Source organism: Rhizobium sp. H4, assembly GCF_003013335.1.
Lineage (GTDB): Bacteria > Pseudomonadota > Alphaproteobacteria > Rhizobiales > Rhizobiaceae > Rhizobium > Rhizobium sophoriradicis.
In genome coordinates this window covers 396,422-421,418 of the sequence record NZ_PSOW01000002.1, presented here as the reverse complement: position 1 = coordinate 421,418, position 24,997 = coordinate 396,422, and the positions used below count along the sequence as shown (strand labels likewise).

Genomic DNA, 24,997 nt, shown 5'->3' with positions numbered 1-24,997 from the left:
ACAATAGACAGGTCGCATCTCCTCTTGCTCCCTCATCCCTGTGACCAGCGCGCCCAAGTCCTTGGGCGGGGGAGATTCCCTGCGAGGCCTTATGGGTTCATTCACCGCGCCAGACTGGATTCCAGGCTCAAGGCCTGGAATGACGGAGGTTGGGGGTGTGTAGCCGCCAAACGAGCCGTCGACGTATCGGACGGCGGGTCGTGTCCCGGTGCCCGGTATAGCGCCCTCTTCGACCCGGAACCGCGACACCTCATCCGCTGTGCCGACGGCAAATTTGGCGCGACCGCAACCCTCACTCTCCGTCATTCCAGGCCTTGAGCCTGGAATCCATGGCTGCACCCTCCGCCCCTTTCGGCCTCGAGCCGAGCATCCACACCGCCGTCGCTACCATCAAACGCAAAACGGCCGGGCATGTGCCCGGCCATCTCATGCATGACTGGCGGTCGGGAGAGGGCCGTCAGCCAACCTTGATGAGCTTGCCTTCCTTGACCGACTGCACCGCCGCATCGGCGAGCGCCAGCGCAGCGAGACCATCGGCGCCGGAGGGCGAAATCTCAGTGCCCTTCTCGATCGCGGCGATGAAGGCGGCGATCTCGTTGGCGTAGGCTTCGGTGTAGCGGGTCATGAAGAAATCATGCAGCGGCGGGCGGGTGTAGCCGTCGCCGTTGGCGACTTCGATCGAGACCGGGCGCTGGTTTTCGGCGGCCGCCATGCCCTTGGCGCCATGCACTTCGATGCGCTGGTCGTAGCCATAGGTGGCGCGGCGGGAGTTGGAGATGACGGCCTGCTTGCCGGAGGCGGTCTGCAGGATCACCGAGACGCTGTCATAGTCGCCGGCTTCGCCGATCGCCTTGTCGACCAACACGGCGGCGGTCGCCAGCACCGAGACCGGCTCTTCGCCGAGCAGGAAGCGGGCCATGTCGAAATCGTGAATCGTCATGTCGCGGAAGATGCCGCCCGAGCGCTTGATGTAATCGACCGGCGGGGCGCCGGGATCGCGCGAGGTGATCGTCACCATCTCGACATCGCCGATCTTGCCGTCGTCGATGACCTTGCGCACCGCCATGAAATGCGGATCGAAGCGGCGGTTGAAGCCGACCATCAGCTTGGCGCCGGTTTCTTCCACCACCTTGATGCAGGCCTTGACGCGGTCTACATCGAGGTCGATCGGCTTTTCGCAGAAAATCGCCTTGCCGGCGCGGGCGAAACGCTCGATCAGGTCGGCATGGGTGTCCGTCGGTGTGCAGATGACGACTGCGTCGATATCTTTAGCGGCCTCGATCGCCTCGATGGTGCGGACCTCGCAGCCATAGGCCGAAGCGATGGCTTCGGCGGCCTGCGGAAAGGCGTCCGCCACCGCAACCAGCGTCGCATTGGCGTCGCCGCTGACGGCCTTGGCGTGAACCTTGCCGATGCGGCCGGCGCCGAGAAGACCGAATCTCACTGTCATTTCAACCTCCCTTGAATTCGGAACAAATAAACCGAATTATCGAAAAACTGGAATTTTCATTCCATCTTCTCTGCGTCGCGTCAAGCCCGCGGCTCTTTCACATTTGCAAGATTCGAACTAAACAAAGCGCGGCACAGGCCTAGGCCGTGCGACGCATGCCGGGGGCATGCGTGACATATCCGACCGCGGGGCACAGATGCAACTGATCGATCCGAACCATCCTGCATACCGGCGCCTCTGGGTGCGGATTGCCATCGTTGCCGTCTGCTTCGGCTGGGCCACGGTCGAGATCATCGGCGGCGATCCCTTCTGGGCCGTCATCTCGGCCGGGGCGGGTGCCTATGCCTATTATATGCTGTTCTGGAGCTTCAATCCGCAGCCCGAGGTCGCCGAGCCTGCAGCCGTGCCTGACGCTGATGACGACGAAGAGCCCGCGGTGCCAGCCGCGGACAAGCCGTCGAAGGACGGGCAAGTAGACTAAGATTGGTCAGCGGCGGATTCGCCGCAGCGCCTCGTCGATCAGAAGATTGGCCAGCATCATCCGCTTTGTCGCATTGTCGCGAAAGGGCAGGGCGACGCCGTCGGGGTGATTGGCCCGGGCGAAGGCGCGGCGCTTTTCACTAAGCGTCAGCGGCGTATCGGTTGCCGAGATCCCCAGTTCGGCAGCAACCTCCTGCGGCGTCGTGCGGGTCAGATGCTCCGGCATGACGGGCTCGGGGTCCGGCACAGGCTCCGGTTTCTCCGTGAGCCCGGCGGCCGCAGCTAGATCGAGATTGTCGAAATAGGCCTCCCCGACCCGGTGCGAAGCGGCGGAGACACCCTGCATCACATCGAAGGCAAGCCCGGTGCCGAGGCCGGAGACGCGATGGGCGGCTGGCGTTTCGGCCTCATCTTCGGCCGTCTCGTCCTCTGCCTTCAGCCGCTCGAGAACTGATTGAAATATCGACTGTCCGAACAGCATCCCGCTTCCTCAAGAGCATTTCCGTCTTCGAGCGACGGACGTGCTCTAATTTTTTCACGCAATTTCCGGAGGCAAAAACTGCTGGGCACTTTGCCGGTATTGTTCCGCCCCGCATTAAAAGCGCAGAAGATGGCGCAGGGCTTGCGGGCTTATCCCGCCTGCTTCCGGCTTTCCTCGAGGATGATGTCGTAGAGCAGCCTTGCGCTCGGCGGCAGCGCCCGTTCGCTTGCCGCGATCAGGCTGTACGGCTTGACGTTGATGTCGAAATCGATCGGCAGGACACGCACGTCGGAGGCCTTGGCGCCCTGGCTCGCCAGGAAGTGGGCAACGTCAACGGCGACGGGGGCGATCGCGTCGGTCTCGCAGACGATGGCGCAGGTGAGCAAGAGCGAGGAGGTGTTGACGATATTTTCAGGCAGCGCCACGCCTTGCGACAGAAAGAAATCCTCGATCGTACGGCGCAGCAGCGTGCCCGGCGGCTGGAATACCCAGTCGTAATCCCTGACGTCGGCGAGGCTGCTCACCTTGTGCTTTAAGAGCGGATGGCTCTTGCGCACGATCAGGCAGGCCCGCTCGATGCCGATCTCCGTCACCTCGAACAGGCGCGGGTTGAGGTCGTCGGGGATGCGGCCGATGATGAAGTCATGGCGGGCGGCGAGCAGCTCGCGGGCGAGCACGTTGCTGGTTTCCACCTGGATGTTGATCTCGATGCCGGGATAGGCCTTGCGCACCCTGTTGATCGCCGGCACCACCAGGCTCATGGCCGGCGCCGTTACCGCGCCGATGAAGACCGAACCGCCCTTGCCGCTCTTCAATTCGCCGATCTCGCGGCTCGCTTCGCGCAGCTCCAGCAGGATCTTTCTTGCCCGCCTGGCAAGGGCCGCGCCGAAGGTCGTCAGCACCACGCCGCGGGCCACCCGCTCATAGAGCTGAGTCTTAGTGATCGCCTCCATTTCGGACAGCATGCGCGATGCGGCGGGCTGCGAAATGTTGAGGACTTCCGCAGCTGCGGAAATCTGTCCGCTATCTTCGATTGCGACGATCATGCGCAGGTGATTAAGCTTAAGTCCTGCCCGTAAAAGGCCGTCATCACCGAAATTGTCGCTGTGGATATCGACGTGATCCATGGAAATGGGCTCTGAAACGATCGTCATGGTTGCAGCCTCCCCACTGCGCTCCATCAAAAGTAATACTTTTTAACGATATACCAAAATTGTTATGCACATTACCACTTATTCTATTTGACAGTTATAGGAATCCATACCAGTTTGCCGCCGTGTGCTGGTTGGCACTCAACACGTGTGAGATCGTGGAGGAGACCTACTTCGTTTCTCACCATCTGAAGTAACTATCCAATACGGAACCTGCCACAGTTTCGGGCGGGCGATTTTTCGTCCGCTGATCTATTAACAAGGGAGAGAGAAATGAAATCCATTATCTCATTGATGGCTGCGGCTGCCTTCGGCGTCGCTTCGTTCGTTATGCCTGCCATGGCGCAGGACAAGGGGCTCGTGGGCATCGCAATGCCGACCAAGTCCTCCGCTCGCTGGATCGACGACGGCAACAACATCGTCAAGCAGCTCGAGGCCGCCGGCTACAAGACCGACCTGCAGTATGCTGACGACGATATTCCGAACCAGCTGTCGCAGATCGAAAACATGGTCACCAAGGGTGCCAAGGTTCTCGTCATCGCTTCGATCGACGGCACGACGCTTTCCGACGTTCTCCAGAAGGCTCACGATGCCGGCATCAAGGTCATCGCTTATGACCGCCTGATCCGCGACTCGGCCAACGTCGACTACTACGCCACCTTCGACAACTTCCAGGTCGGCGTTCTGCAGGCAACCTCCATCGTTGACGCCCTCGGCCTCAAGGAGGGCAAGGGCCCGTTCAACATCGAACTCTTCGGCGGTTCGCCGGACGACAACAACGCCTTCTTCTTCTATGATGGCGCAATGTCGGTCCTGCAGCCCTACATCGACTCCGGCAAGCTCGTCGTGAAGTCCGGCCAGACCGGCATGGACAAGGTCGGCACCCTGCGTTGGGATGCGGCTACGGCCCAGGCCCGCATGGACAACCTGCTCTCGGCCAACTACACCGACGCCAAGGTCGATGCCGTCCTGTCTCCCTATGACGGTCTCTCGATCGGCATCATCTCCTCGCTGAAGGGCGTCGGCTACGGTTCGGCTGACCAGCCGCTCCCGATCGTTTCCGGTCAGGACGCTGAAATCCCGTCGGTCAAGTCGATTATCGCTGGCGAGCAGCACTCGACGGTCTTCAAGGACACCCGCGAACTCGCCAAGGTCACGGTTGCCATGGTCGACGCCGTCATGTCCGGCAAGGAGCCCGAGGTCAACGACACGAAGACCTACGACAACGGCGTCAAGGTCGTTCCGTCCTATCTGCTGAAGCCGGTTTCGGTCGACAAGACCAACTACAAGCAGGTCCTCATCGACAGCGGTTACTACACCGAAGACAAGCTGAAGTAAGTTAAACACGAGGCCGGAGCCCGCGTGCTTGCGGGTTCCGGCCTTCGATTTTATGATCGCCAAGCCGCTCGGCGGCTCAAGGCGCTGGAACTTTGACTATGGACAATACCATCCTCGAAATGCGGAGCATCACCAAGACGTTCCCGGGCGTCAAGGCGCTGGAGAACGTGAACCTCAAGGTTCGCCAGGGTGAGATCCACGCATTGGTGGGCGAAAACGGGGCCGGCAAATCGACCCTGATGAAAGTGCTCTCAGGCGTCTATCCGACAGGAAGCTATGAAGGCGACATCGTCTATGAAGGCGAGACGCGCCACTTCAAGGTCCTGAAGGATTCCGAAGAAATCGGCATCGTCATCATTCACCAGGAACTGGCGCTCGTGCCATTGCTGTCGATCGGCGAAAATATCTTCCTCGGCAACGAGAACGCCAAGAAGGGCGTGATCAGCTGGGAAGAGACGTATAATCGCACGAAACAGCTGCTGCAGAAGGTCGGCCTGCGCGAATCCCCGAATACGCTGGTCACCGATATCGGCGTCGGCAAGCAGCAGCTCGTAGAGATCGCCAAGGCGCTGTCGAAGAGCGTGAAGCTGCTCATCCTCGACGAGCCCACAGCCTCGCTGAACGAGAAGGATTCCGACGCGCTGCTCAATCTGCTGATCGAGTTCCGCAACCAGGGCATCACCTCGATCATCATTTCCCACAAGCTGAACGAGATCCGCAAGGTCGCCGACCAGATCACGGTCCTGCGCGACGGCATGACCGTCAAGACGCTCGACTGTCACGCCGACGAGATCAGCGAAGACATCATCATCAAGAACATGGTGGGCCGCGACCTCGCCGACCGTTATCCGCCGCGCTCGGTGCCGATCGGCGAGACGATCTTCGAAGTTAAGAACTGGAACGCCTACCACCAGCATCACCGCGACCGCCAGGTGCTGCACAACATCAACGTCAATGTTCGCAAGGGCGAGGTTGTCGGCATTGCCGGCCTGATGGGCGCGGGCCGCACCGAATTCGCCATGAGCGTCTTCGGCAAATCCTACGGGCACAAGATCAGCGGCGAGGTCTTCGTCGACGGCAAGGCCGTCGATGTCAGCACCGTGCGCAAGGCGATCGATGCAGGCCTTGCCTATGTCACCGAGGACCGCAAACAGCTCGGCCTCGTGCTCAACGACACGATCCTGCACAATACCACGCTTGCCAATCTCGACGGAATTTCGAACAACAGCGTCATCGACGACATCAAGGAGATGAAGGTCGCGACCGATTACCGGTCGAAGCTGCGCATTCGCTCGCACGGCATCTTCCAGGAAACGGTCAATCTTTCCGGCGGCAACCAGCAAAAAGTGGTGCTGTCGAAGTGGCTGTTCTCCGATCCCGAGATTTTGATCCTCGACGAGCCTACCCGAGGCATCGACGTTGGCGCAAAGTACGAAATTTATACTATCATCAACCAGCTTGCCGCCGATGGGAAGGGCGTTCTGATGATCTCATCGGAAATGCCCGAACTGCTTGGCACTTGTGACCGCATCTACGTGATGAACGAAGGACGCATTGTCGCCGAACTGCCGAAGGGAGAAGCAAGCCAGGAAACCATCATGCGCGCTATCATGCGCTCAGGGGAGAAGAGACAATGACTCCGGTCAACCCAGCAACCGAGGAAAGCAACGTCGTTTCCGTTGCCGATTACATCCGCGGCAACATTCGTGAATACGGCATGCTCATCGCGCTCGTCGCGATCATGGTATTCTTCCAGTTCTACACCGGCGGCATCCTCTTCAAGCCGGTCAACCTGACGAACCTCGTCCTGCAGAATTCGTTCATCGTCATCATGGCGCTCGGCATGCTGCTCGTCATCGTGGCTGGGCATATCGACCTGTCGGTCGGTTCGATCGTCGCCTTCGTCGGCGCGCTCGCGGCAATCTTCACCGTGACATGGGGCATGAATTTCTGGGTCGCCGGTCTGATTTGTCTTATCGTCGGCGGCATCATCGGCGCGGCGCAGGGCTATTTCATCGCCTATCACCGCATTCCGTCCTTCATCGTGACGCTGGCCGGCATGCTCGTCTTCCGCGGCCTGACGCTGACGGTGCTGAACGGCAAGAACATCGGCCCGTTCCCGAAGGAATTTCAGGTCATCAGCACCGGCTTCCTGCCGGGCGACATGATCGACGTCTTCGGCACACCCGTCCAGTCGACCTCACTGATCCTGACGGTGATCCTGCCGGTCATCCTCTTCTATCTCGCATGGCGCCGCCGCAGGGTGAACGAGAGCCACGGGATCGACGTCGAGCCGATGGGCTTCTTCATCGCCCAGAACTTGGTCGTTTCTGTCGCCATTCTGTGGCTCGGCTATCTCCTGTCCAGCTACAGGGGCCTGCCGAACGTTCTCGTCGTCATGCTGGTGCTAATCGCGATCTATGCTTTCGTCACCAAGCGCACGACGATCGGCCGCCGCATCTATGCCATGGGCGGCAATGAAAAGGCGACCAAGCTTTCGGGCATCAACACGCAGCGCCTCAGCTTCTACACCTTCGTCAACATGGGCGTACTTGCGGGCCTTGCCGGCATGATCGTCGCTCTCCGCCTGAACTCGGCAACGCCGAAGGCCGGCGTCGGCTTCGAGCTTGACGTGATCGCGGCCTGCTTCATCGGCGGCGCCTCGGCATCCGGCGGCGTCGGCAAGATCACCGGCGCGGTCATCGGTGCGTTCATCATGGGCGTCATGAACAACGGCATGTCGATCGTCGGCCTCGGCATCGACTTCCAGCAGATGGTCAAGGGTGCGGTGCTTCTCGCCGCCGTGTTCTTCGACGTCTACAACAAGAATAAGGGCTGAGCGCTCAAAAGGCGCCGGCCCAGGCATTCGCAGTCATATGAATGATGGATTCCGGCTCCTGAGGGAGCCGGACAGGCGGAGCTTTTCTGTCTTCGCGGAAACGAGAAGGATCAAAGTCGTGCTTATTTCCCAGATCAAGGGTGCCAACGGAGAGATCGTCGTCGCCGTGCGCGAGCAGGGCGGCGCGGCGAGATCGGTCAACAACGCCGGCAGCGTCTATCAGCTGGCGATGGAAGCCGCCGACGGCGGCAAGTCGCTTGCGGCGGTCATCGAGGCGCATGGCTTCGGCGATGCCGTCGATCTCGAGAAAGCCTATGCGGAAGGCCGCTTCCTGCCGCCGATCACCCATCCGGACGCCGCCCATCTGCATCTGACCGGCACGGGCCTCACGCATCTCGGCTCCGCCGCCACCCGCGATTCCATGCACAAGAAAACCACCGAGGCGGCCGAGGAAACGCTGACCGACTCGATGAAGATGTTCAAGATGGGTCTCGAGAACGGCAAGCCGAAAGCGGGCGAAAAGGGCGTGCAGCCGGAATGGTTCTACAAGGGCAACGGCTATGGCGCGGCTGCCCCCGGCGCCCCGCTCGTCTCGCCCTCCTTCGCGCTCGACGGCGGTGAAGAGCCTGAAATGGCCGGCATCTACGTCATCGCCACAGACGGAACACCGTTCCGCATCGGCTTTGCCCTTTCGAACGAGTTTTCCGACCACGTCACCGAGCGGATCAACTATCTCTTCCTCGCCCACTCGAAGCTGCGCCCCGCCGCCTATGGTCCGGAAATCCGTATCGGCGCAGCGCCGGAGGATATTCGCGGCACCTCGCGCATTAAGCGCGGCGACAAGGTGATCTTCGAAAAGCCCTTCCTGTCGGGCGAAGCGAACATGTCTCACACCTTCGCCAATCTCGAATATCACCATTTCAAATATGGCCTCTTCCGGGTTCCGGGAGATGTCCATGTCCATATGTTCGGCACGGCGACGCTATCCTTCGCCGACGGTATCAAGACGGAAGAGGGCGATCTCTTCGAGATCGAAGTCGCCGAATTCGGCCTGCCGCTGCGCAATCCGCTGAAGGTAGCGGCCGAAGAAGAGATTTTCGTCAAGCAACTCTGATTTTTCGAGGCCGGGTCCGCGTCCGCGGCCGGGCCGTGTTTGTAAACGGTAAAGGAGGCTTGTTGAGCCCATGACCATTTATCAAAACCTGATCGCCGGCGAATGGGTCGGCACGAATGCGACGAAGAACATCAATCCGTCCGACACCAACGAAGTCGTCGGTCTCTATGCCGACGGCAGCGCCGAGGATACCAAGAACGCCATCGCCGCTGCCAAGGCCGCCTTTCCGGCCTGGTCGCGCTCGGGCATCTGGGAACGCCATGTCATCCTGAAGAAGACGGGCGACGAGATCATGGCGCGCAAGGACGAGCTCGGCGCGCTGCTCGCCCGCGAAGAAGGCAAGACCCTGCCGGAAGCCACCGGCGAAGTCATCCGTGCCTCGCAGATCTTCGAATTCTTCGCAGGCGAAGCCCTGCGGCTCGCCGGCGAGGTCATCCCGTCGGTGCGTCCGAACATCGGCGTCGAGATCACCCGCGAAGCGCTCGGCGTCATCGGCATCATCACGCCGTGGAATTTCCCGATCGCCATCCCCGCCTGGAAGATCGCGCCGGCGCTCTGCTACGGCAACACCATCGTTTTCAAGCCGGCAGAGCTGGTGCCGGCCTGCTCCTGGGCGATCGTCGACATCCTCAACCGGGCAGGGCTGCCGAAGGGTGTCTTGAACCTCGTCATGGGCAAGGGCTCGGTCGTCGGCCAGGCGATGCTGGAAAGCCCCGACGTTGCCGGCATCACCTTCACCGGTTCCACCGGCACCGGCCGCCGCGTCGCCGCCGCCTCCATCGAGCATAACCGCAAGTTCCAGCTCGAGATGGGCGGCAAGAACCCGATGGTCGTGCTCGACGACGCCGACCTTTCCGTCGCCGTGGAAGCAGCCGCCAATTCCGGCTTTTTCTCCACAGGCCAACGCTGCACCGCGTCCTCGCGCCTGATCGTTACCGAAGGCATCCACGACAAGTTCGTCGCCGCGTTGACCGAGAAGCTGAAGACGCTGGTCGTCGACAACGCTTTGAAGGCCGGCACCCATATCGGCCCTGTTGTCGACGAGCGGCAGCTGAAGACCGATACCGACTATATCGAGATCGGCAAAAAGGAAGGCGCCAAGCTCGCCTTCGGCGGCGAGGTCATTTCCCGCGAGACGCCCGGCTTCTACCTGCAGCCGACGCTGTTTACTGAAGCCACCAACCAGATGCGGATTTCACGCGAGGAGATCTTCGGGCCCGTTGTCTCGGTAATCCGGGTCAAGGACTACGACGAGGCGCTGGCGACGGCCAACGACACGCCGTTCGGCCTTTCGGCCGGTATCGCCACGACCAGCCTGAAGCATGCGACGCATTTCAAGCGCAATGCCGAGGCCGGCATGGTCATGGTCAACCTGCCGACGGCGGGCGTCGACTTCCACGTGCCGTTCGGCGGCCGCAAGGGTTCGTCCTATGGTCCGCGCGAGCAGGGCAAGTATGCGAGCGAATTCTTTACCGTGGTCAAGACCGCCTACACGCTGGCTTGAGACATATCCGATGACCCGGGCCGTACGAGGCGGCCCGGCAATTCACCTGAAGGACAGAGAAAATGAAAAAGAAAGCGGAATGGCCGCGCCGGCTGAGGTCGCAGGAATGGTACGGCGGCACGAGCCGCGATGTGATTTATCACCGCGGCTGGCTTAAGAACCAGGGTTATCCGCACGACCTGTTCGATGGCCGGCCGGTGATCGGCATCCTCAACACCTGGTCGGATATGACCCCGTGCAACGGTCATCTGAGAGAGCTCGCCGAGAAGGTGAAGGCGGGTGTCTGGGAGGCCGGCGGTTTCCCGCTCGAGGTGCCGGTATTCTCGGCCTCCGAAAACACTTTCCGTCCGACCGCGATGATGTACCGCAACCTGGCCGCGCTCGCGGTCGAAGAAGCGATCCGCGGCCAGCCGATGGATGGCTGCGTGCTCCTCGTCGGCTGCGACAAGACCACGCCGTCGCTTCTCATGGGTGCGGCCTCTTGCGACCTGCCGTCGATCGTCGTCACCGGCGGGCCGATGCTGAACGGCTATTTCCGCGGAGAGCGCGTCGGCTCCGGCACGCATCTGTGGAAGTTCTCCGAGATGGTGAAGGCGGGCGAGATGACGCAGGCCGAGTTCCTCGAAGCGGAAGCTTCGATGAGCCGCTCGTCGGGGACCTGCAACACCATGGGCACCGCCTCGACGATGGCGTCGATGGCCGAGGCGCTCGGCATGGCGCTATCAGGCAATGCCGCGATCCCCGGCGTCGATTCCCGCCGCAAGGTGATGGCGCAGCTGACCGGCCGCCGCATCGTGCAGATGGTCAAGGACGACCTGAAGCCGTCCGAGATCATGACGAAGCAGGCTTTCGAAAACGCCATCCGCACCAATGCGGCGATCGGCGGATCGACCAACGCCGTCATCCACCTGCTCGCCATCGCCGGCCGTGTCGGCATCGATCTTTCGCTCGACGACTGGGACCGCTGCGGCCGCGACGTGCCGACGATCGTCAACCTGATGCCGTCGGGCAAATACCTGATGGAAGAATTCTTCTATGCCGGCGGCCTGCCTGTCGTGCTGAAGCGGCTCGGTGAAGCCGGCCTGCTGCACAAGGAGGCGCTGACGGTCTCCGGCGAAACCGTCTGGGACGAGGTGAAGGACGTCGTCAACTGGAACGAAGACGTCATCCTGCCTGCCGAAAAGGCGCTGACCTCGTCGGGCGGCATCGTCGTGCTGCGCGGCAATCTCGCGCCGAAGGGCGCGGTGCTGAAGCCTTCGGCGGCTTCGCCGCACCTCTTGGTGCACAAGGGCAGGGCTGTGGTGTTCGAGGACATCGACGACTACAAGGCGAAGATCAACGACGACAGCCTCGACATCGACGAAACCTGCATCATGGTCATGAAGAACTGCGGGCCGAAGGGCTATCCCGGCATGGCCGAAGTCGGCAATATGGGGCTGCCGCCCAAGGTGCTGAAGAAGGGCATCCTCGACATGGTGCGCATTTCCGACGCCCGCATGTCCGGAACGGCCTACGGCACCGTCGTGCTGCACACCTCTCCGGAAGCCGCAGTCGGCGGACCGCTTGCGGTCGTGAAGAACGGCGACATGATCGAACTGGATGTGCCGAACCGCCGTCTGCATCTCGACATATCAGATGAGGAACTGACGCGGCGGCTTGCCGAATGGCAGCCGAACCACGATCTGCCGACATCGGGCTATGCCTACCTGCACCAGCAGCATGTCGAAGGCGCTGATACCGGCGCCGACCTCGACTTCCTCAAGGGATGTCGCGGAAACGCGGTCGGCAAGGACAGCCACTGAGTAGGGACGCATCCGAAATTGGATCGTTGAAAAGGCGGGGTGAGAGCCCCGCCTTTTCCTTTGCCCTTGTTCAATACCGATATGGTATTATATCTTGTACAAGTGTACAGGAGATATGGTCATGTCCAAGGTCGTCGGTGCGGCTGAATTTAAGGCGAAGTGCCTGAATCTGATCGATCAGATGCGGGACGACGATGAATCCATCGTCATCACCAAGCGGGGCAAACCGGTGGCGGTGCTTTCGCCGGCACCTGACACCGGCAGCCGCAAGAGCATCATCGGGGCGATGAAGGGCAGCGTTGTGCGCTATGACGATCCGCTGTCTCCGGTCGTTGAACCGGAAGATTGGGACTCCCTCCGTTGATCGTCATCGATACGCATGTTCTCGTCTGGACAATGCAGGACGATGCCCGTCTTGGCGCGCAAGCCCGACGCATCATCGACGAGATGATTGGGAAAAGCCGGATCCTGGTGTCGGCGATCACACCCTGGGAAATCGCGATGCTGGTGCAGAAGGGGCGCCTGGCGCTTGGCGACGAAGTCGGGCGATGGGTCGACAGCGCGCTGTCTCTGCCCGGACTCCAGCTTGCGCCGATCGAGCCGTCCATCGCGGTAGACAGCGTCAGGCTGCCCGGCGAGTTTCATGCCGACCCCGCCGACCGCATCATCGTCGCCACGGCCCGTTTCCATCGTGTCCCGCTGCTTACAGCCGATCAGGCGATCCTCAGCTACGGTGCGCGCGGCCACCTGCAGGCTCTTGCTGCGGGCTAGCTGATCGGGACTTAGGCGCCATGCGGTGTTCATCCTTATTCGAAAGACGTGCAGATCGCAGGCCGTTTGCGGCGGAAGGCGCGACGCAGGCGGGTCGAAATGCGACCCGCTGCAGCCTGCTTTCCTTCATAAACACGTTCGATGGGCCAGGAACGCCCGCCGCTTGAGCGCAGCGGTCAAGTTTCCGGACGAGCCGAAGCTGGTTTGCAGCCTTCGCGGAGCCCTCAGCTCTGGCTCTGGCTTTGCATCTGCCCACTATCTTCCACCTTCACGGTGACCGACAGGGTTTCGCCCGGCGTGCCGATGCGCATGCCGGAGATCGGCGCGGCGTCGCGGTAGCAGAGGCCGGAGGCGATCCTGACGTAGCGGGCGTCCGGGCAGATCTCGTTGGCGGGATCGAAGCCGACCCAGCCGAGGCCGGGAATATGGGCCTCGGCCCAGGCATGGGTCGCCGCCTGTTCGATCTTTTCCTCCATCATCAGATAGCCGGAGACGTAACGGGCCGGGACGTGCAGGGCGCGGGCGGCGGAAACGAAGATGTGCGCATGGTCCTGGCAGACGCCACTCTTCTTCTCGAGCGCCTGTTCGGCCGTCGTCGCGGCGTTGCTGGTGCCTGGCTTATAGTCGACAGTCTCATGGATTGCCGCCATCAGCGCATGCATGCGGGCAAGCTCGTTGTCGCCACCGACGCTCTTGACGAGTTCCTTGACCAGCTTGCCGCCCTTGGTCAGCGGCGTCTCGCGCAGGAAGAGCCAAAGCGGGCAGAAGCCGGTGTGCGGGCCGGTGACACCATTATTGTCCGCCGTCTCGATCTCGCCCTCGGCCAAGATGCGCGTCACGTGCTGCGCGCCTTCCAGCGAGACCAGATTGACGTGGTTGCCGTACTGGTCGTCATACTCCACCTCGGGTGTGGCGCCCTCGACGTTCAATGACCATCCGAGCACCTTCTGAGCAGCTGATGTCGGCGGCGTCAGCCTGAGGCGCTGCAGCGAGAACTGCGCCGGTTCGTCGTAGCGGTATTCGGTGAGGTGGCTGATCTTCAGTCTCATGGTCTGATCCGCTTAAACATAGAACCGGTAGCCGTCGGAAATTTCCGCGCCGAGCTGGTTGTTGCGCGAGACGAAATCCTCCAGGAATTCGTGCAGGCCCTGATCCATGATGTCGCGGATCGCCCGCGTCTGCAGCGTGGTGCGAATCGCATCGGCGGTATCGTGGGCAGGCAGGCGTGCCTCGTAATCCTGGGCGAGATAGCCGAGATTGCTGACGATCTTTTCGTAGCAATAGGCGAGCGAACGCGGCATCTGGACGTTCAGCGTCAGGAAGTCGGCAATGTTCATCGCCCGGTATTCGCCGTCATAGGCCCAGCTATAGGCGCGGTGGGCGGAGACCGAGCGCAGGATCGATTCCCACTGCACATTGTCGAGCGAGGAGCCGACCGCCGAGACCGAGGGCAGCAGCACGTAATATTTCACGTCGAGGATGCGGCTGGTATTATCGGCCCGCTCAATGAAGGTGCCGATGCGGGCAAAGTTATAGAGCTCATTGCGCAGCGTCGAACCGTGGAAGGCACCGCGGATCAGGCCGGCGCGGCGCTTGATGGCGTCGATCACCTCGGGCATCTCGGCCGGCTTGACGCGCTTTTCGAGCAGCGACTTCAGGTCGATCCAGCATTCGTTGGTCGCTTCCCAGGTCTCGCGCGTCAGCGCGGTGCGCACCATGCGGGCATTGTTGCGGCCGGACTCGATGCAGGACATGACGCTCGACGGATTGGCGCGATCGCGCAGGAGATAATCGATCGCATCGGCATTCGTCAGCTTCGCGTGGCCCTCGTCATAAGCCTCGCGCACGCCAGCACTTTGCAGCACGCCATCCCAGTTGTCGTCGCCGGCGCTGCTGCGGGTCAGTGACATGCGCAGTCCGGCGTCGACCAGGCGGGCGATATTTTCGGCGCGCTCGATGTATCGGAACATCCAGTAGAGGCCGTTTGCAGTTCTTCCGAGCATCAGTCCTCCAATACCCAGGTGTCTTTGGTGCCGCCGCCCTGGCTGGAATTGACCACCAGAGAGCCTTGTTTCAGCGCCACGCGGGTGAGCCCGCCCGGAATGATCTGAACTTTGTCGGAGACGAGCACATAGGGGCGCAGATCGACGTGGCGCGGCGCAATGCCCTTGTTGACGAGGATCGGTACGGTGGAGAGCGACAGCGTCGGCTGGGCGATGTAGTTGTTCGGCTTGGCTTTCAGTTTTTCGGCGAAATCGGCGCGCTCTTTCTTCGACGCCGTCGGTCCCACAAGCATGCCGTAGCCGCCGGAGCCGTGCACTTCCTTGACGACCAGCTCCTCCAGGTGCTCGAGCACGTATTTCAGGCTTGATGCTTCCGAGCAGCGCCAGGTCGGCACGTTTTCGAGCAGCGCCTTGCTGCCAGTGTAGAATTCGACGATCTCCGGCATGTAGGAATAGATCGCCTTGTCGTCGCAAATGCCGGTGCCGGGCGCGTTGGCAATGGTGATATTGCCGGAGCGGTAGACGTCCATGATGCCGGGGATGCCGAGCGCGGAATCGGCTCGGAAGGTCAGGGGATCGAGGAAGTCGTCGTCGACGCGGCGGTAGAGCACGTCGATGGCCTCGTAGCCGCGAGTCGTGCGCATTTTCACCTTGCCGTCGATGACGCGCAGATCAGAGCCCTCGACCAGTTCGACGCCCATCATGTCGGCGAGGAAGGAATGCTCGTAATATGCCGAATTATAGATGCCGGGCGTCAGCACCGCGACGCGCGGCTTGCCGGTGCAGCCGGGAGGCGCAAGCGAAGCAAGACTCTGGCGCAGCAGATAGGGATAGTCTTCGACTCGCTGCACCTTGTTCTCATGGAAGAGTTCCGGGAACATCTGCATCATGGTTTCCCGGTTTTCCAGCATGTAGCTGACGCCGGAAGGGGTGCGGGCATTATCCTCCAGCACGTAGAACTGATCCTCGCCGGTGCGCACGATGTCGGTGCCGACGATATGGGTGTAGACGCCGCCGGGCGGACGGAAGCCGATCATCTCCGACAGGAAGGCGACATTGTGCTCGATCAGCTCGCGCGGGACGCGGCCGGCACGGATGATCTCCTGCTTATGGTAGATATCGTCGAGGAAGGCGTTGAGGGCGATCACCCGCTGCTCGATTCCCTGGGCGAGCTTGCGCCATTCGCGGGCGGAGATGATGCGGGGAATGATGTCGAAGGGGATGAGCTTTTCGGAACTGTCGGCGTGGCCGTAGACCGCGAAGGTGATGCCGGTCTTCCGGAAGATGTTTTCCGCATCGCGGGACTTGGCAATCAGATGCGACCGGTCTTGGCTATTGTACCACTCGAAATATTTTTCATAAGGCGGGCGAGGACTTTCGTCCCCGGTAATCATTTCGTCAAATGCCAAAGGTGCGGCTCCCCTTTTTTGTTCATTTGAATACAACGCAAATTGCAATGCAAGAACCATGCGCAGTTCGGGGAAAAGATTTTGCGCTGCGGGAAAAGGGGTGGGAAATCGGGTGTTCGAGGGGTGGGGCGTGGAGTGGCCGATGGTCTTGCCGTTGAGACCTGCGTAAAAAGTGAGCATGTGGTTGTTTTTAGTTCGACAGAGATCAGGGAGCATGGCCTCACCACACGCTCATTCCCGTGGCGAGCACAGGAGGGAGCAAGAGGAGATGCGACCTGTCTATTGTCGCTGGAGGATGCGGTGTGGATGCTCAGCTCAAGGCCGAGCAGGACGGAGGGTGGAGACGTGGATTCCAGGCTCAAGGCCTGGAATGACGGAGGGTGAGGGTTGCATTTGCGCCAAACTCGCCGTCGGCGCAGCGTACGAGGCCGGTTGCTGGTCGAAGGCGGCGCTATAACGGGTGGGATCACCGCCTGCGGTCCGAAACGTCAACGGCTCGTTTGGCGGCAACACCGCCAACCTCCGTCATTCCAGGCCTTGAGCCTGGAATCCATTCACCGCGCGTCCGCGCGGTGAATGAACCCATAAGGCCTTGAAGGGAGTCTCCCGCGCCCAAGGACTTGGGCGCACTGGATTCCTGTGACGAGCACAGGAATGAGGTGGAGTGTGGGGGAGCGCCGGCGAATCCTCACTGCTGCAGCATGCTGGCGAGCTTCCGACAGGCTTGTTCGTCATGTTGAAAGTATCATCTTCCGGCCGGTCGGCGTCCTCACCATCAGCGAAATTTCAAATAAGCATCAACGCTTCGCCTTTGACTGCGACCGTCGGCTGCAGCTATCAGCACGGCGAACTCTTTTCCGCTGAGCAGCCCCATGTCCCTCGACCGCTTCGCCCCCGCCGTCTTCGTCCTGCTCTGGTCCACGGGCTGGGTGGTGGCGAAATATGCGGCGCTGCATTCCGAGCCTTTCACCTTCCTTTCAATACGTTACTCGCTGTCGGCCTTGGCGTTCCTCGCCTTTTGCCTGGTGACCAAAGCGCAATGGCCGAAAAGCCGGTCGACCTGGCTTCGCGCCATCTATTCCGGATTCTTCCTGCACGGCTTCTATCTCGCCGGTCTGTGGTGGGCGATCGCCAATGGTGTGCCGGCCGGCATATCGGGGATCATCGCGGCGCTGCAGCCGTTGTTGACGGCGATGGCGGCTCCGTTTCTCGTCGGCGAGCGGTTGCAGCAGATGCAGAAGGTCGGCCTTGTCTTCGGCTTCATCGGCATTGCCATTGCCATTTCGCCGAAACTCCTCGATCCGGCAACTGCCGATCTGAAGCATGCCGCGCTGCCGCTGGCGATCAACCTCCTCGCCATGGGGGCCGTCACCTACGGCACGCTCTACCAGAAGAAGCACCTGCAATCCGGCGATCTCAGGTCGATCGCGACGCTGCAATATGTCGGGGCATTGATTCTCACCCTGCCGCTTTCGCTGATCTTCGAGCATCAACATTTCGATGGCACAACGCAGGCCTTTGCCGCGCTGATCTGGTCGGTCTTCGGACTGTCGATGGGCGGCGTCGGGCTGTTGCTTTATCTGATCCGCCGCGGTCAGGTCTCCCGCGCCGCCTCGCTGATCTACCTGATGCCGCCAGCCGTCGCTTTCGAAGCCTTCATCGCTTTCGGGGAACCGCTGACCGTGCCGTTGATTCTGGGCACAGTGATCGTGGTCGTCGGTGTCTATCTGACCAACCGCAAGGCTGTCGAACGCCGCAGGCCGGTGGAAGCCTAGAAGACAAAAAGGCCGGGTTGCCCCGGCCTTTGCACTTTTTAATCAACCGCTGATCAGGCGCGTTCGCGGCGCTGGCCGCCATTGCGGGAGCCAGAGCCGCCGCGGCGGTTGCCGCCATTGCCCTCGCGGCGCGGTTCGCCGCCCTGGGCCTGGTGCTGACCGCGATCTTCACCGTGCTTGCGGGCCGGGCGGCCGTGGGCATGGCGGCCGTTGCCGCGGTGATGACCGCTCGGCTCGCCATTGGCATGGGCGCCATGCGCGGGCCGCTGCGGCTTTGCCGAGGGGCGGAAGTCGGAGGTCGAGACCAGGTCGTTGTCGGGGCCGAGGTCCGGGGCCGCTTCGCCGCGGCGCTGGCCGCGGAAATTCTCGTTGCGGCCGGTCCGCTCGGGACGCGGGCGGCGTTCCTGGCGGCTGCCGCGATGCTCCGAGCGGTTGGCATCGCCACGGCCTTCGCCGCGACCCTCACCACGACCCTGGCCGCCACCGCGATTGCGGTTGTTGCCATTGCCGTTGCCGCGGCGGGGGCCGCTGCTGCCGATATTTGCCGGCGCCTCGCCGCTTGCGATTGCGATGTCGATGCCCATCAGGCGCTCGATATCGCGCAGCAGCTTGGCTTCGTCAGGGGCGCAGAAGGCAATGGCGATGCCGTCGCGGCCGGCGCGCGCGGTGCGGCCGATGCGATGAACGTAAGCGTCGGGCACTTCGGGCAGGTCATAGTTGTAGACGTGGCTGACGGCAGGAATGTCGATACCGCGGGCGGCAACGTCGGTGGCGATCAGCGTCTTGATGCTGCCGTCACGGAAGGCCTTCAGCGCCCGCTCGCGCTGGCCCTGGCTCTTGTTGCCATGGATCGAGGCGACGGAATAGCCGATATTGTCGAGATGCTTCATCAGCTTCTCGGCGCCGTGCTTGGTGCGCAGGAAGACGATGGCTCGGCCGTCGGGGTTTTCGGTCAGCGACTTGCGCAGCAGTTCGGTCTTGTCGTTCTTGCCGGCGACGAAATGCACATACTGCTCGACCTTGTCGGCAGCCTTGCCCGGAGGCGTGACTTCGACCTTGATGGGATCGACGAGATATTCGCCGGCGAGATCGGCGATCGCCTTCGGCATGGTGGCCGAAAACAGCATCGTCTGGCGCTTCTTCGGCACCAGCTTGGCGATCTTGCGCAGATCGTGCACGAAGCCGAGATCGAGCATCTGGTCGGCTTCATCGAGAACGAGATAACGTACCGTGGTCAGGGTGATGGCGCGGCGATTGACGAGATCGAGCAGGCGGCCCGGGGTAGCGACCAGGACATCGGTGCCCTTTTCCAGCTGCAGTTGCTGCTTGTTGATCGAGACGCCGCCGACGACGACATTGACGCGCAGATGCGACTTGCGGATGAATTTCTTCAGGTTTTCGGCGATCTGGTTCACCAGCTCGCGGGTCGGTGCCAGGATCAGCGTCCGCGTCGTGCGGTTGTCGGGGCGACGCTCGTCGGCAAGCAGCTTTTCGATAAGCGGCAGGCCGAAGGCGGCGGTCTTGCCGGTGCCGGTCTGGGCAAGACCGATCAGGTCTCGGCCCTGGAGGAGGAGGGGGATGGCCTGTTCCTGGATCGGCGTCGGCGTTTCGATGCCGAGCTGGAACAAGGTGGCGACGATCGGCTTGGAGACACCAAGCGATTCAAAATTAGTCAAGGCATAACCTTTCGGGGCGCCACAACGACTATGGCCGGAACGCACCATGCGATCCGGTTTCATTCTGGCGTCAAGAACCCCGCGTGAAGTGGGAACTTGTGAGTTGGAAAAAGCTTTCCAGCGCTTCTGGCCGCTAATGGGAGTGTCGGCCTCTATCGAAATGCGCTTTTGTCCCTTCTTCCTGCGTTTCGTATTTTTTAGCAGGGGCACGCTCACGCGGCGGCCGGAAGGGTGAAAGCTGAGCCGCATTTGGGCTAATTCGCGTGGAAAGTCAAGTGCAGCGCACAAAAAGCCTTAGCCCGGGTTGGGCGACGGCATTTTCAGGATGAAGCTTTCCGACGCGCTTTCAGCGCCGTTGACGAGGATGGCGATGCGGTGCTGCCCGGGATAATAGCGCCGTGTCGTGATCGGCCGCATGGCGTGGCGGCGCTCGATCGCCTGGCTCTGCCCGGGCGCAAGCATGATCGTCTTGCACTTGAAGACTTTCGGTGACAGCGAACCGTCAGCCTTCACATGGTGGATGGCGTAGTCGATCATCACCGATTGCGCGGCCTTACCGGCATTAGTCACCCGGATTGCGAAATCCAGCCCTTCACCGAACATTACCTCGCCGTTGATGAGGCGCAGTTCACATTCGAGCGACGCGGATGCGCTGAAGCCGAAATTGGCGAGCGCCTGAGCATGGCCCTTCTTCAGGAGCGTGCGCGAGGCATGTTTCAGCAGCCGGCGGCGTTCGGTGGAGGCCCCCTGGATATGGCCGGCTATGAAGGCGGCGACCAGATCCGGATGATCCTTGGCGATATCGTTCAGGCTATTGGCAACGGAGCGGCGCACATAATCTTCCGGATCGTCCATCAGCGCGGTCAGGATCGGCAGGATTGGCGCGGGATCCTTGACGAGCTGCGGCAGGCGCATGGCCCAGGGCAGACGCGGCCGCGTTCCCTCGCTAGCCAGCCGGCGCACATGCTGGTCGGGATCATCGACCCAGCCGGAGATGACCGCGAGCGCGCGCTGCTGGTCGCAATGGATGAAAGGACGGATACCGAATTCGGCGGTGAAATGCGGCGTCAGCGCCTTGAGGAGATCGAGGCCAAGCTCGAAATGATCGGGGCCGCGCGCAGCGATGAACTGGTTGACCGGCAGCAGCATCCAGCCTGTCAGCCCGTGTCTGCCTGATGCAGGCAGGCTTGCCTTCAGGATGGCGGCTGCTTCGATAAAATCGTCGGGAAGGGTGGCAAACAGCGCGTCGCGGATCAGCGTCGAACGTTCCATCAGCTCCAGCGAATCGAGCCCATCGGTCGCCAACCGCATGAAACGCTCCTCGTCGAAGGCCGGCGCATTGGCGGCGATGCGGTCTGCCATATCGCCGACCAGCGCCGCATGCAGCAGGTTCTTGAGTGGTTCCGGCATGCTGATCCTCTCGCGATCTTTCAGCGCAGCGGCGCTGTCGATTTCCTGGGAATGAGTGTCGGAGCCGAAATCCGGATGCGGTCGTCGACGGAACCGCCATCACCCGCAAGGAGATCAAGAGCATTTGCAGCGATCTGCTCGAACGGCACACGCAACGTGGTGAGCGGTGTGGGGAGATGGCTGACGATCGGGATGTCGTTGTAACCGACGATCGAAATATCCTGCGGTACGGAAAGGCCAAGTTTGGTCAACCCCGACAAGGCGCCGATGGCGGTATTGTCGTTGACGGCAAAAATAGCGGTCGGGCGTGGGCTGAGGTTCATCAGCGTCTCGACGGCTACGGCGCCGGACTCGATGCCGAATGTCGAGGGGATGATGCACGAGGGATCCACAGCCAGTCCCGCTTCTTTGAATGCTTGGCTGAAACCCTCCACGCGGCCTCGCGAACTGGAGGCATAGGACGGGCCGGCAATGACGCCGATCCTGCGATGGCCGAGGTCGAGCAGGTGGCGCGCGGCGAGGTAGCCGCCCAGCCTGTCATCGCCGACCGAGGAGAGGCTGTGGCCGTCGGTTCGCAGCGCCAGCACATAGGGAACACCGCGTCTCGCCAGCTCGTCAGGAAAGTCGTCGTCTTCCCGCGCCGTGGAAAGGATCAGTCCATCGACGCCGCGTCTCAGCAGAGACTCGGCGGCAAGCCGGTCGGCCTTCGGCTTGTCGTCGGTGGTGGCGACAATAGCGAAGCGGCCGGTACGGCCGCAGGCTTTCGCGAGCGCTTCGTAAAGCATGGCCATGACCGTATCCGTCAGCCTCGGCACGATCACGCCGACCGTCATGGTGTTGCCGCGTCTGAGGCTCGCTGCCGAAACGTCCCTGACATAGCCAAGCTCTTCAGCCACCTTGCGAACGCGCCGAGCGGTCTCGCTGTCGGAGCGGGGAAGCCGCTCGTCCAGGATGCGGGATACGGTGGATTTGGAAACGCCGGCTGCGGCAGCCACGTCAAGAATGGTGACGCGGCTTTGACCGGGGATTTCGTCCGCCTTTGCATTCATTAAAGCTTTTCCGTTCGAGTCGCGGTAGTCGGGCGCCGTTTGCGAACATGCACCAAAAAAAGAATTGACTCCAGAGAATTCGAGAACGATAGTGGGAACGTTCCCACTAACGATCCCGTCGCTAATCGTGAATGAGTAGCGATCGCAAAGGCGGAGATCAAGATGCAACCGATGGATCTGCGCGGGCTGAGCCCGGCGCCCGTTACCGCCTTCACTCGCGACGGCGAAGTCGATCACAAGGCCAACACAAAGATCGCCAAATGGCTGGTTTCGATGGAAGGCGTCAAAAGCCTCGTCATTCTAGGCCATGCCGGCGAAGGCACTTTCCTTACCGAGGAAGAGCGCCTTGCTCTTATCCGCACCTATGTCGAGGCGGTCGACGGCGCCGTGCCGATCATTGCCGGGATTACCGGTGAAGGTACCAGGGTTGCTGCCGAAGAGGCGAAAAAGTGCAAGGCCGCCGGCGCCACCGGTGCGCTGGTCTATCCCAACCATGGCTGGCTGCGCTTCGGCTTTCAGAAGGGCGCTCCCCAGGATCGCTACAAGGCGATCTGGCAGGAATCCGGCCTGCAGTGCATCCTGTTCCAATATCCTGACGCCACCAAGGCATCCTATGATCTCGAGACGCAGCTGGCGATCGCCACGCAGGAAGGCGTCGTCGCTACCAAGAACGGCGTGCGCAATATGAAGCGCTGGTACGTCGAGATTCCGGAACTGAAGAAGGCCAACCCCAATCTTCAGGTTCTGAGCTGCCACGACGAATGGCTGCTGCCGACCATGTTCGACGTCGACGGCCTGCTGGTCGGCTACGGCAATATCGCGCCGGAACTACTGATCGACTTGATCAAGGCGGGCAAGGCGCAGAACTATCCGGAGGCCCGGAAGATTTTCGAACGCCTTCTGCCGGTGACGCGGGCCGTCTATCACCGCGGCTCCCACATGGAAGGCACCGTGGCGCTCAAACTCGGCCTCGTGCATCGCGGTATGCTCGATCATGCGACGATCCGCGAGCCGCTGAAAGACCTTGGCGAAAAGGCCGAAGCGGAAATCTTTGCCGCCTTCGACGCCGCCGGCATCGGCCGCGTCGACCAGCTCCTGGCTGCCGAGTGATGCAGTCGACGCTCCTGCGCATGCCGCAGGAGCGTCATTCCGATGGGAGGCCGGTGGAAAGCAGCCTTTGCCGAAGATGGCATTTCCTTTTGAAGCCCATTGCACTGACAGGACAAGCTGACACGCAGCAATAAACATTGAACAGGAGCGCCCCTGGCCGGGAGAGTGGTAGCCACGGGGCGAGAAGGAGGAACCAATGAATATCATGAAGCCTATGCCGGCCGAGGCGGCGGATGCCGCTGATCAACAGGCCGAAATCAGCGCTCGCCTGGAGCGTCTTCCCATCACCCGCGAGGTCTTCTGGGCGCGCAATATCATCGGCGCAGCCACTTTTTTCGACGGCTATACAGTGATCGCCATTGCTTATGCCATGCCCGTGCTCGTGCGCGAGTGGGGGCTCAGCCCCTCACAGACCGGCATGATCCTGTCGATGGGCTATCTCGGCCAATTGATCGGCGCCGTCCTGTTCGGCTGGATCGCCGAAAAGATCGGCCGGCTGAAAGTTCTTCTGTTCACGATCCTGCTCTTCGTCAGCATGGATGTCGCCTGCCTGTTTGCCGCCGGCGCCGGCATGATGATGGCCTTCCGGTTCGTCCAGGGGATCGGCACGGGCGGTGAGGTGCCTGTCGCCAGCGCCTATATCAATGAGCTGATCGGATCGAAGGGGCGCGGCAAGTTCTTCCTTCTCTACGAGGTCATGTTCCTGCTCGGCCTGGTCGGCGCCGGGCTGATCGGCTACTTCATGGTGCCGGTCTACGGCTGGAAGGCGATGTTCGTCGTCGGCCTCGTTCCCGCGGTCCTGATGATCCCGTTGCGCTGGTTCCTGAAGGAGTCGCCGCGCTGGCTAGCCGCAAACGGTCGCTACGAAGAAGCCGACGCCATCGTCAGCCGTATGGAAGAGAGTGCTCGCGCAGCCGGCAAGGAGCTGCCTGAACCGAAGCGAGTCCAGGCGCCCGTCCGTCGCACATCCGACTGGCGGGAGCTCTTCCAGGGCATTTACCTGAAGCGGACGCTCTCCATCTGGGCCATGTGGTTTACTGCCTATACGGTCGCCAACGGCACGATTACATGGCTGCCGACGCTCTACCGGCAGGTCTTCAACCTTCCGCTGCAAACGAGCATCTTCTATGGATTCCTGACGTCGATCGGAGGCGTGATCGCCGCCGTCATCTGCGCGCTGCTCATCGACAAGGTGGGGCGCAAGCGCTGGTACACCGGCGCGCTGCTTCTGGCTCCGCTGCCGCTTCTGGTGCTCGCATGGCTCGGCGCAACCTCCGCCATTCAGGTTCTGGTGCTTGGCGGACTTGCCTATGCCATCGTCCAGACCGTCACTTTCTCGCTCTATCTCTATTCGGCGGAAATCTACCCGACGCGCCTCAGGGCGCTCGGAACAGGAACCGGCAGCGCCTGGCTTCGCCTTGGTTCGTCGACCGGCCCGATCATCGTCGGCACGCTGATGTCTTCCCTGGGCATCCAATATGTCTTCGCGAGTTTCGCAGCCATCCTGATTGTCGGGGCGATCGTCACGATGCTGTTTGCCGTAGAAACCAAGAGGCGCGTTCTGGAGGAGCTTTCTCCGTAACGAATACAACTCCGGTGCAAACGATCAATCTGGCGGGTGAAAGCCCGCCAGAT

At 61.6% G+C, this 24,997-nt stretch carries 22 protein-coding genes; 12 read left to right on the top strand and 10 right to left on the bottom strand.

What is annotated here, in order from left to right:
* Positions 1-306 (bottom strand): hypothetical protein (locus tag C4N04_RS32010; protein ID WP_210205049.1); only part of this gene is annotated, 306 nt, incomplete at its 3' end.
* Positions 307-457: 151 nt separating this feature from the next.
* Entirely contained in the window at positions 458-1,450 is a 993-nt protein-coding gene (iolG, locus tag C4N04_RS04800) for an inositol 2-dehydrogenase (protein ID WP_096762271.1), read from the bottom strand.
* Positions 1,451-1,646: 196 nt separating this feature from the next.
* Between iolG and C4N04_RS04795 the strand changes: the two genes are divergently transcribed.
* Entirely contained in the window at positions 1,647-1,931 is a 285-nt protein-coding gene (locus C4N04_RS04795; protein ID WP_096762373.1) for a hypothetical protein, read from the top strand.
* A gap of 6 nt (positions 1,932-1,937) precedes the next feature.
* On the opposite strand, the gene C4N04_RS04790 is transcribed toward C4N04_RS04795, so the two are convergent.
* Positions 1,938-2,411: a hypothetical protein gene (locus C4N04_RS04790; RefSeq protein WP_096762272.1), complete on the bottom strand. Its 474-nt coding sequence runs from the start codon at positions 2,409-2,411 to the stop codon at positions 1,938-1,940.
* A 149-nt stretch (positions 2,412-2,560) separates the two neighbouring features.
* Positions 2,561-3,565 carry a LysR family transcriptional regulator gene (locus tag C4N04_RS04785; protein ID WP_096762273.1) on the bottom strand — a complete coding sequence of 335 codons (1,005 nt, stop codon included), beginning with the start codon at positions 3,563-3,565 and terminating at the stop codon, positions 2,561-2,563.
* Positions 3,566-3,835: 270 nt separating this feature from the next.
* On the opposite strand from C4N04_RS04785, the gene chvE reads away from it, so the two are divergent.
* The 8 genes from chvE (at position 3,836) to C4N04_RS04745 (ending at position 12,930) form a co-directional block, all read left to right on the top strand.
* On the top strand, positions 3,836-4,900 hold the full coding sequence (gene chvE / locus C4N04_RS04780) for a multiple monosaccharide ABC transporter substrate-binding protein (protein WP_010055420.1): 1,065 nt from the start codon (positions 3,836-3,838) through the stop codon (positions 4,898-4,900).
* Positions 4,901-4,998: 98 nt separating this feature from the next.
* On the top strand, positions 4,999-6,537 hold the full coding sequence (gene mmsA / locus C4N04_RS04775; protein WP_077989943.1) for a multiple monosaccharide ABC transporter ATP-binding protein: 1,539 nt from the start codon (positions 4,999-5,001) through the stop codon (positions 6,535-6,537).
* Complete coding sequence (mmsB, locus tag C4N04_RS04770; protein WP_038690640.1) at positions 6,534-7,739, top strand: multiple monosaccharide ABC transporter permease; 1,206 nt, start codon at positions 6,534-6,536, stop codon at positions 7,737-7,739. The genes mmsA and mmsB overlap by 4 nt, the downstream gene beginning before the upstream one ends.
* A 118-nt stretch (positions 7,740-7,857) precedes the next feature.
* A complete protein-coding gene (araD1, locus tag C4N04_RS04765) occupies positions 7,858-8,853 on the top strand; it encodes an AraD1 family protein (protein WP_106795533.1) in 996 nt (331 codons plus the stop codon).
* A gap of 70 nt (positions 8,854-8,923) precedes the next feature.
* The gene (locus tag C4N04_RS04760) at positions 8,924-10,357 is read left to right on the top strand and encodes an aldehyde dehydrogenase family protein (RefSeq protein ID WP_038690636.1); all 1,434 of its coding nucleotides are present in this window, start codon (positions 8,924-8,926) and stop codon (positions 10,355-10,357) included.
* A gap of 62 nt (positions 10,358-10,419) precedes the next feature.
* Positions 10,420-12,159, top strand: a complete 1,740-nt coding sequence (araD, locus tag C4N04_RS04755; RefSeq protein ID WP_096762274.1) for an L-arabinonate dehydratase — start codon at positions 10,420-10,422, stop codon at positions 12,157-12,159.
* 121 nt (positions 12,160-12,280) lie between these two features.
* A complete protein-coding gene (locus tag C4N04_RS04750) occupies positions 12,281-12,523 on the top strand; it encodes a type II toxin-antitoxin system prevent-host-death family antitoxin (RefSeq protein WP_183599889.1) in 243 nt (80 codons plus the stop codon).
* Positions 12,520-12,930, top strand: coding sequence for a type II toxin-antitoxin system VapC family toxin (locus tag C4N04_RS04745; protein WP_077989946.1), 411 nt, complete (start codon positions 12,520-12,522; stop codon positions 12,928-12,930). The genes C4N04_RS04750 and C4N04_RS04745 overlap by 4 nt, the downstream gene beginning before the upstream one ends.
* A 224-nt stretch (positions 12,931-13,154) precedes the next feature.
* Here the strand turns inward: C4N04_RS04745 and C4N04_RS04740 are convergent, their stop codons facing one another.
* From C4N04_RS04740 to C4N04_RS04730, 3 genes are read right to left on the bottom strand one after another with little or no spacing between them, the layout of a single operon-like run.
* Complete coding sequence (locus C4N04_RS04740) at positions 13,155-13,979, bottom strand: transglutaminase family protein (protein WP_077989947.1); 825 nt, start codon at positions 13,977-13,979, stop codon at positions 13,155-13,157.
* Positions 13,980-13,991: 12 nt separating this feature from the next.
* A complete protein-coding gene (locus C4N04_RS04735; protein WP_038690626.1) occupies positions 13,992-14,933 on the bottom strand; it encodes an alpha-E domain-containing protein in 942 nt (313 codons plus the stop codon).
* Complete coding sequence (locus C4N04_RS04730) at positions 14,933-16,342, bottom strand: circularly permuted type 2 ATP-grasp protein (protein WP_038690624.1); 1,410 nt, start codon at positions 16,340-16,342, stop codon at positions 14,933-14,935. The genes C4N04_RS04735 and C4N04_RS04730 overlap by 1 nt, the downstream gene beginning before the upstream one ends.
* A gap of 872 nt (positions 16,343-17,214) precedes the next feature.
* Here C4N04_RS04730 and C4N04_RS04720 point away from each other — a divergent pair.
* Positions 17,215-18,117: a DMT family transporter gene (locus C4N04_RS04720; RefSeq protein ID WP_106795523.1), complete on the top strand. Its 903-nt coding sequence runs from the start codon at positions 17,215-17,217 to the stop codon at positions 18,115-18,117.
* A gap of 53 nt (positions 18,118-18,170) precedes the next feature.
* Here the strand turns inward: C4N04_RS04720 and C4N04_RS04715 are convergent, their stop codons facing one another.
* From C4N04_RS04715 to C4N04_RS04705, 3 genes are all read right to left on the bottom strand, one after another.
* Positions 18,171-19,841, bottom strand: coding sequence for a DEAD/DEAH box helicase (locus tag C4N04_RS04715; protein WP_106795522.1), 1,671 nt, complete (start codon positions 19,839-19,841; stop codon positions 18,171-18,173).
* 246 nt (positions 19,842-20,087) lie between these two features.
* Positions 20,088-21,203, bottom strand: coding sequence for a DNA alkylation repair protein (locus tag C4N04_RS04710; protein WP_106795521.1), 1,116 nt, complete (start codon positions 21,201-21,203; stop codon positions 20,088-20,090).
* Between the two features lie 20 nt (positions 21,204-21,223).
* Positions 21,224-22,252: a LacI family DNA-binding transcriptional regulator gene (locus C4N04_RS04705; RefSeq protein ID WP_106795520.1), complete on the bottom strand. Its 1,029-nt coding sequence runs from the start codon at positions 22,250-22,252 to the stop codon at positions 21,224-21,226.
* Between the two features lie 162 nt (positions 22,253-22,414).
* On the opposite strand from C4N04_RS04705, the gene C4N04_RS04700 reads away from it, so the two are divergent.
* Together C4N04_RS04700 and C4N04_RS04695 are read left to right on the top strand one after the other, a co-directional pair.
* Positions 22,415-23,362, top strand: a complete 948-nt coding sequence (locus tag C4N04_RS04700; protein ID WP_199852444.1) for a dihydrodipicolinate synthase family protein — start codon at positions 22,415-22,417, stop codon at positions 23,360-23,362.
* A gap of 196 nt (positions 23,363-23,558) precedes the next feature.
* Positions 23,559-24,944 carry an MFS transporter gene (locus C4N04_RS04695; protein ID WP_106795519.1) on the top strand — a complete coding sequence of 462 codons (1,386 nt, stop codon included), beginning with the start codon at positions 23,559-23,561 and terminating at the stop codon, positions 24,942-24,944.
* Positions 24,945-24,997 lie beyond the last annotated feature (53 nt).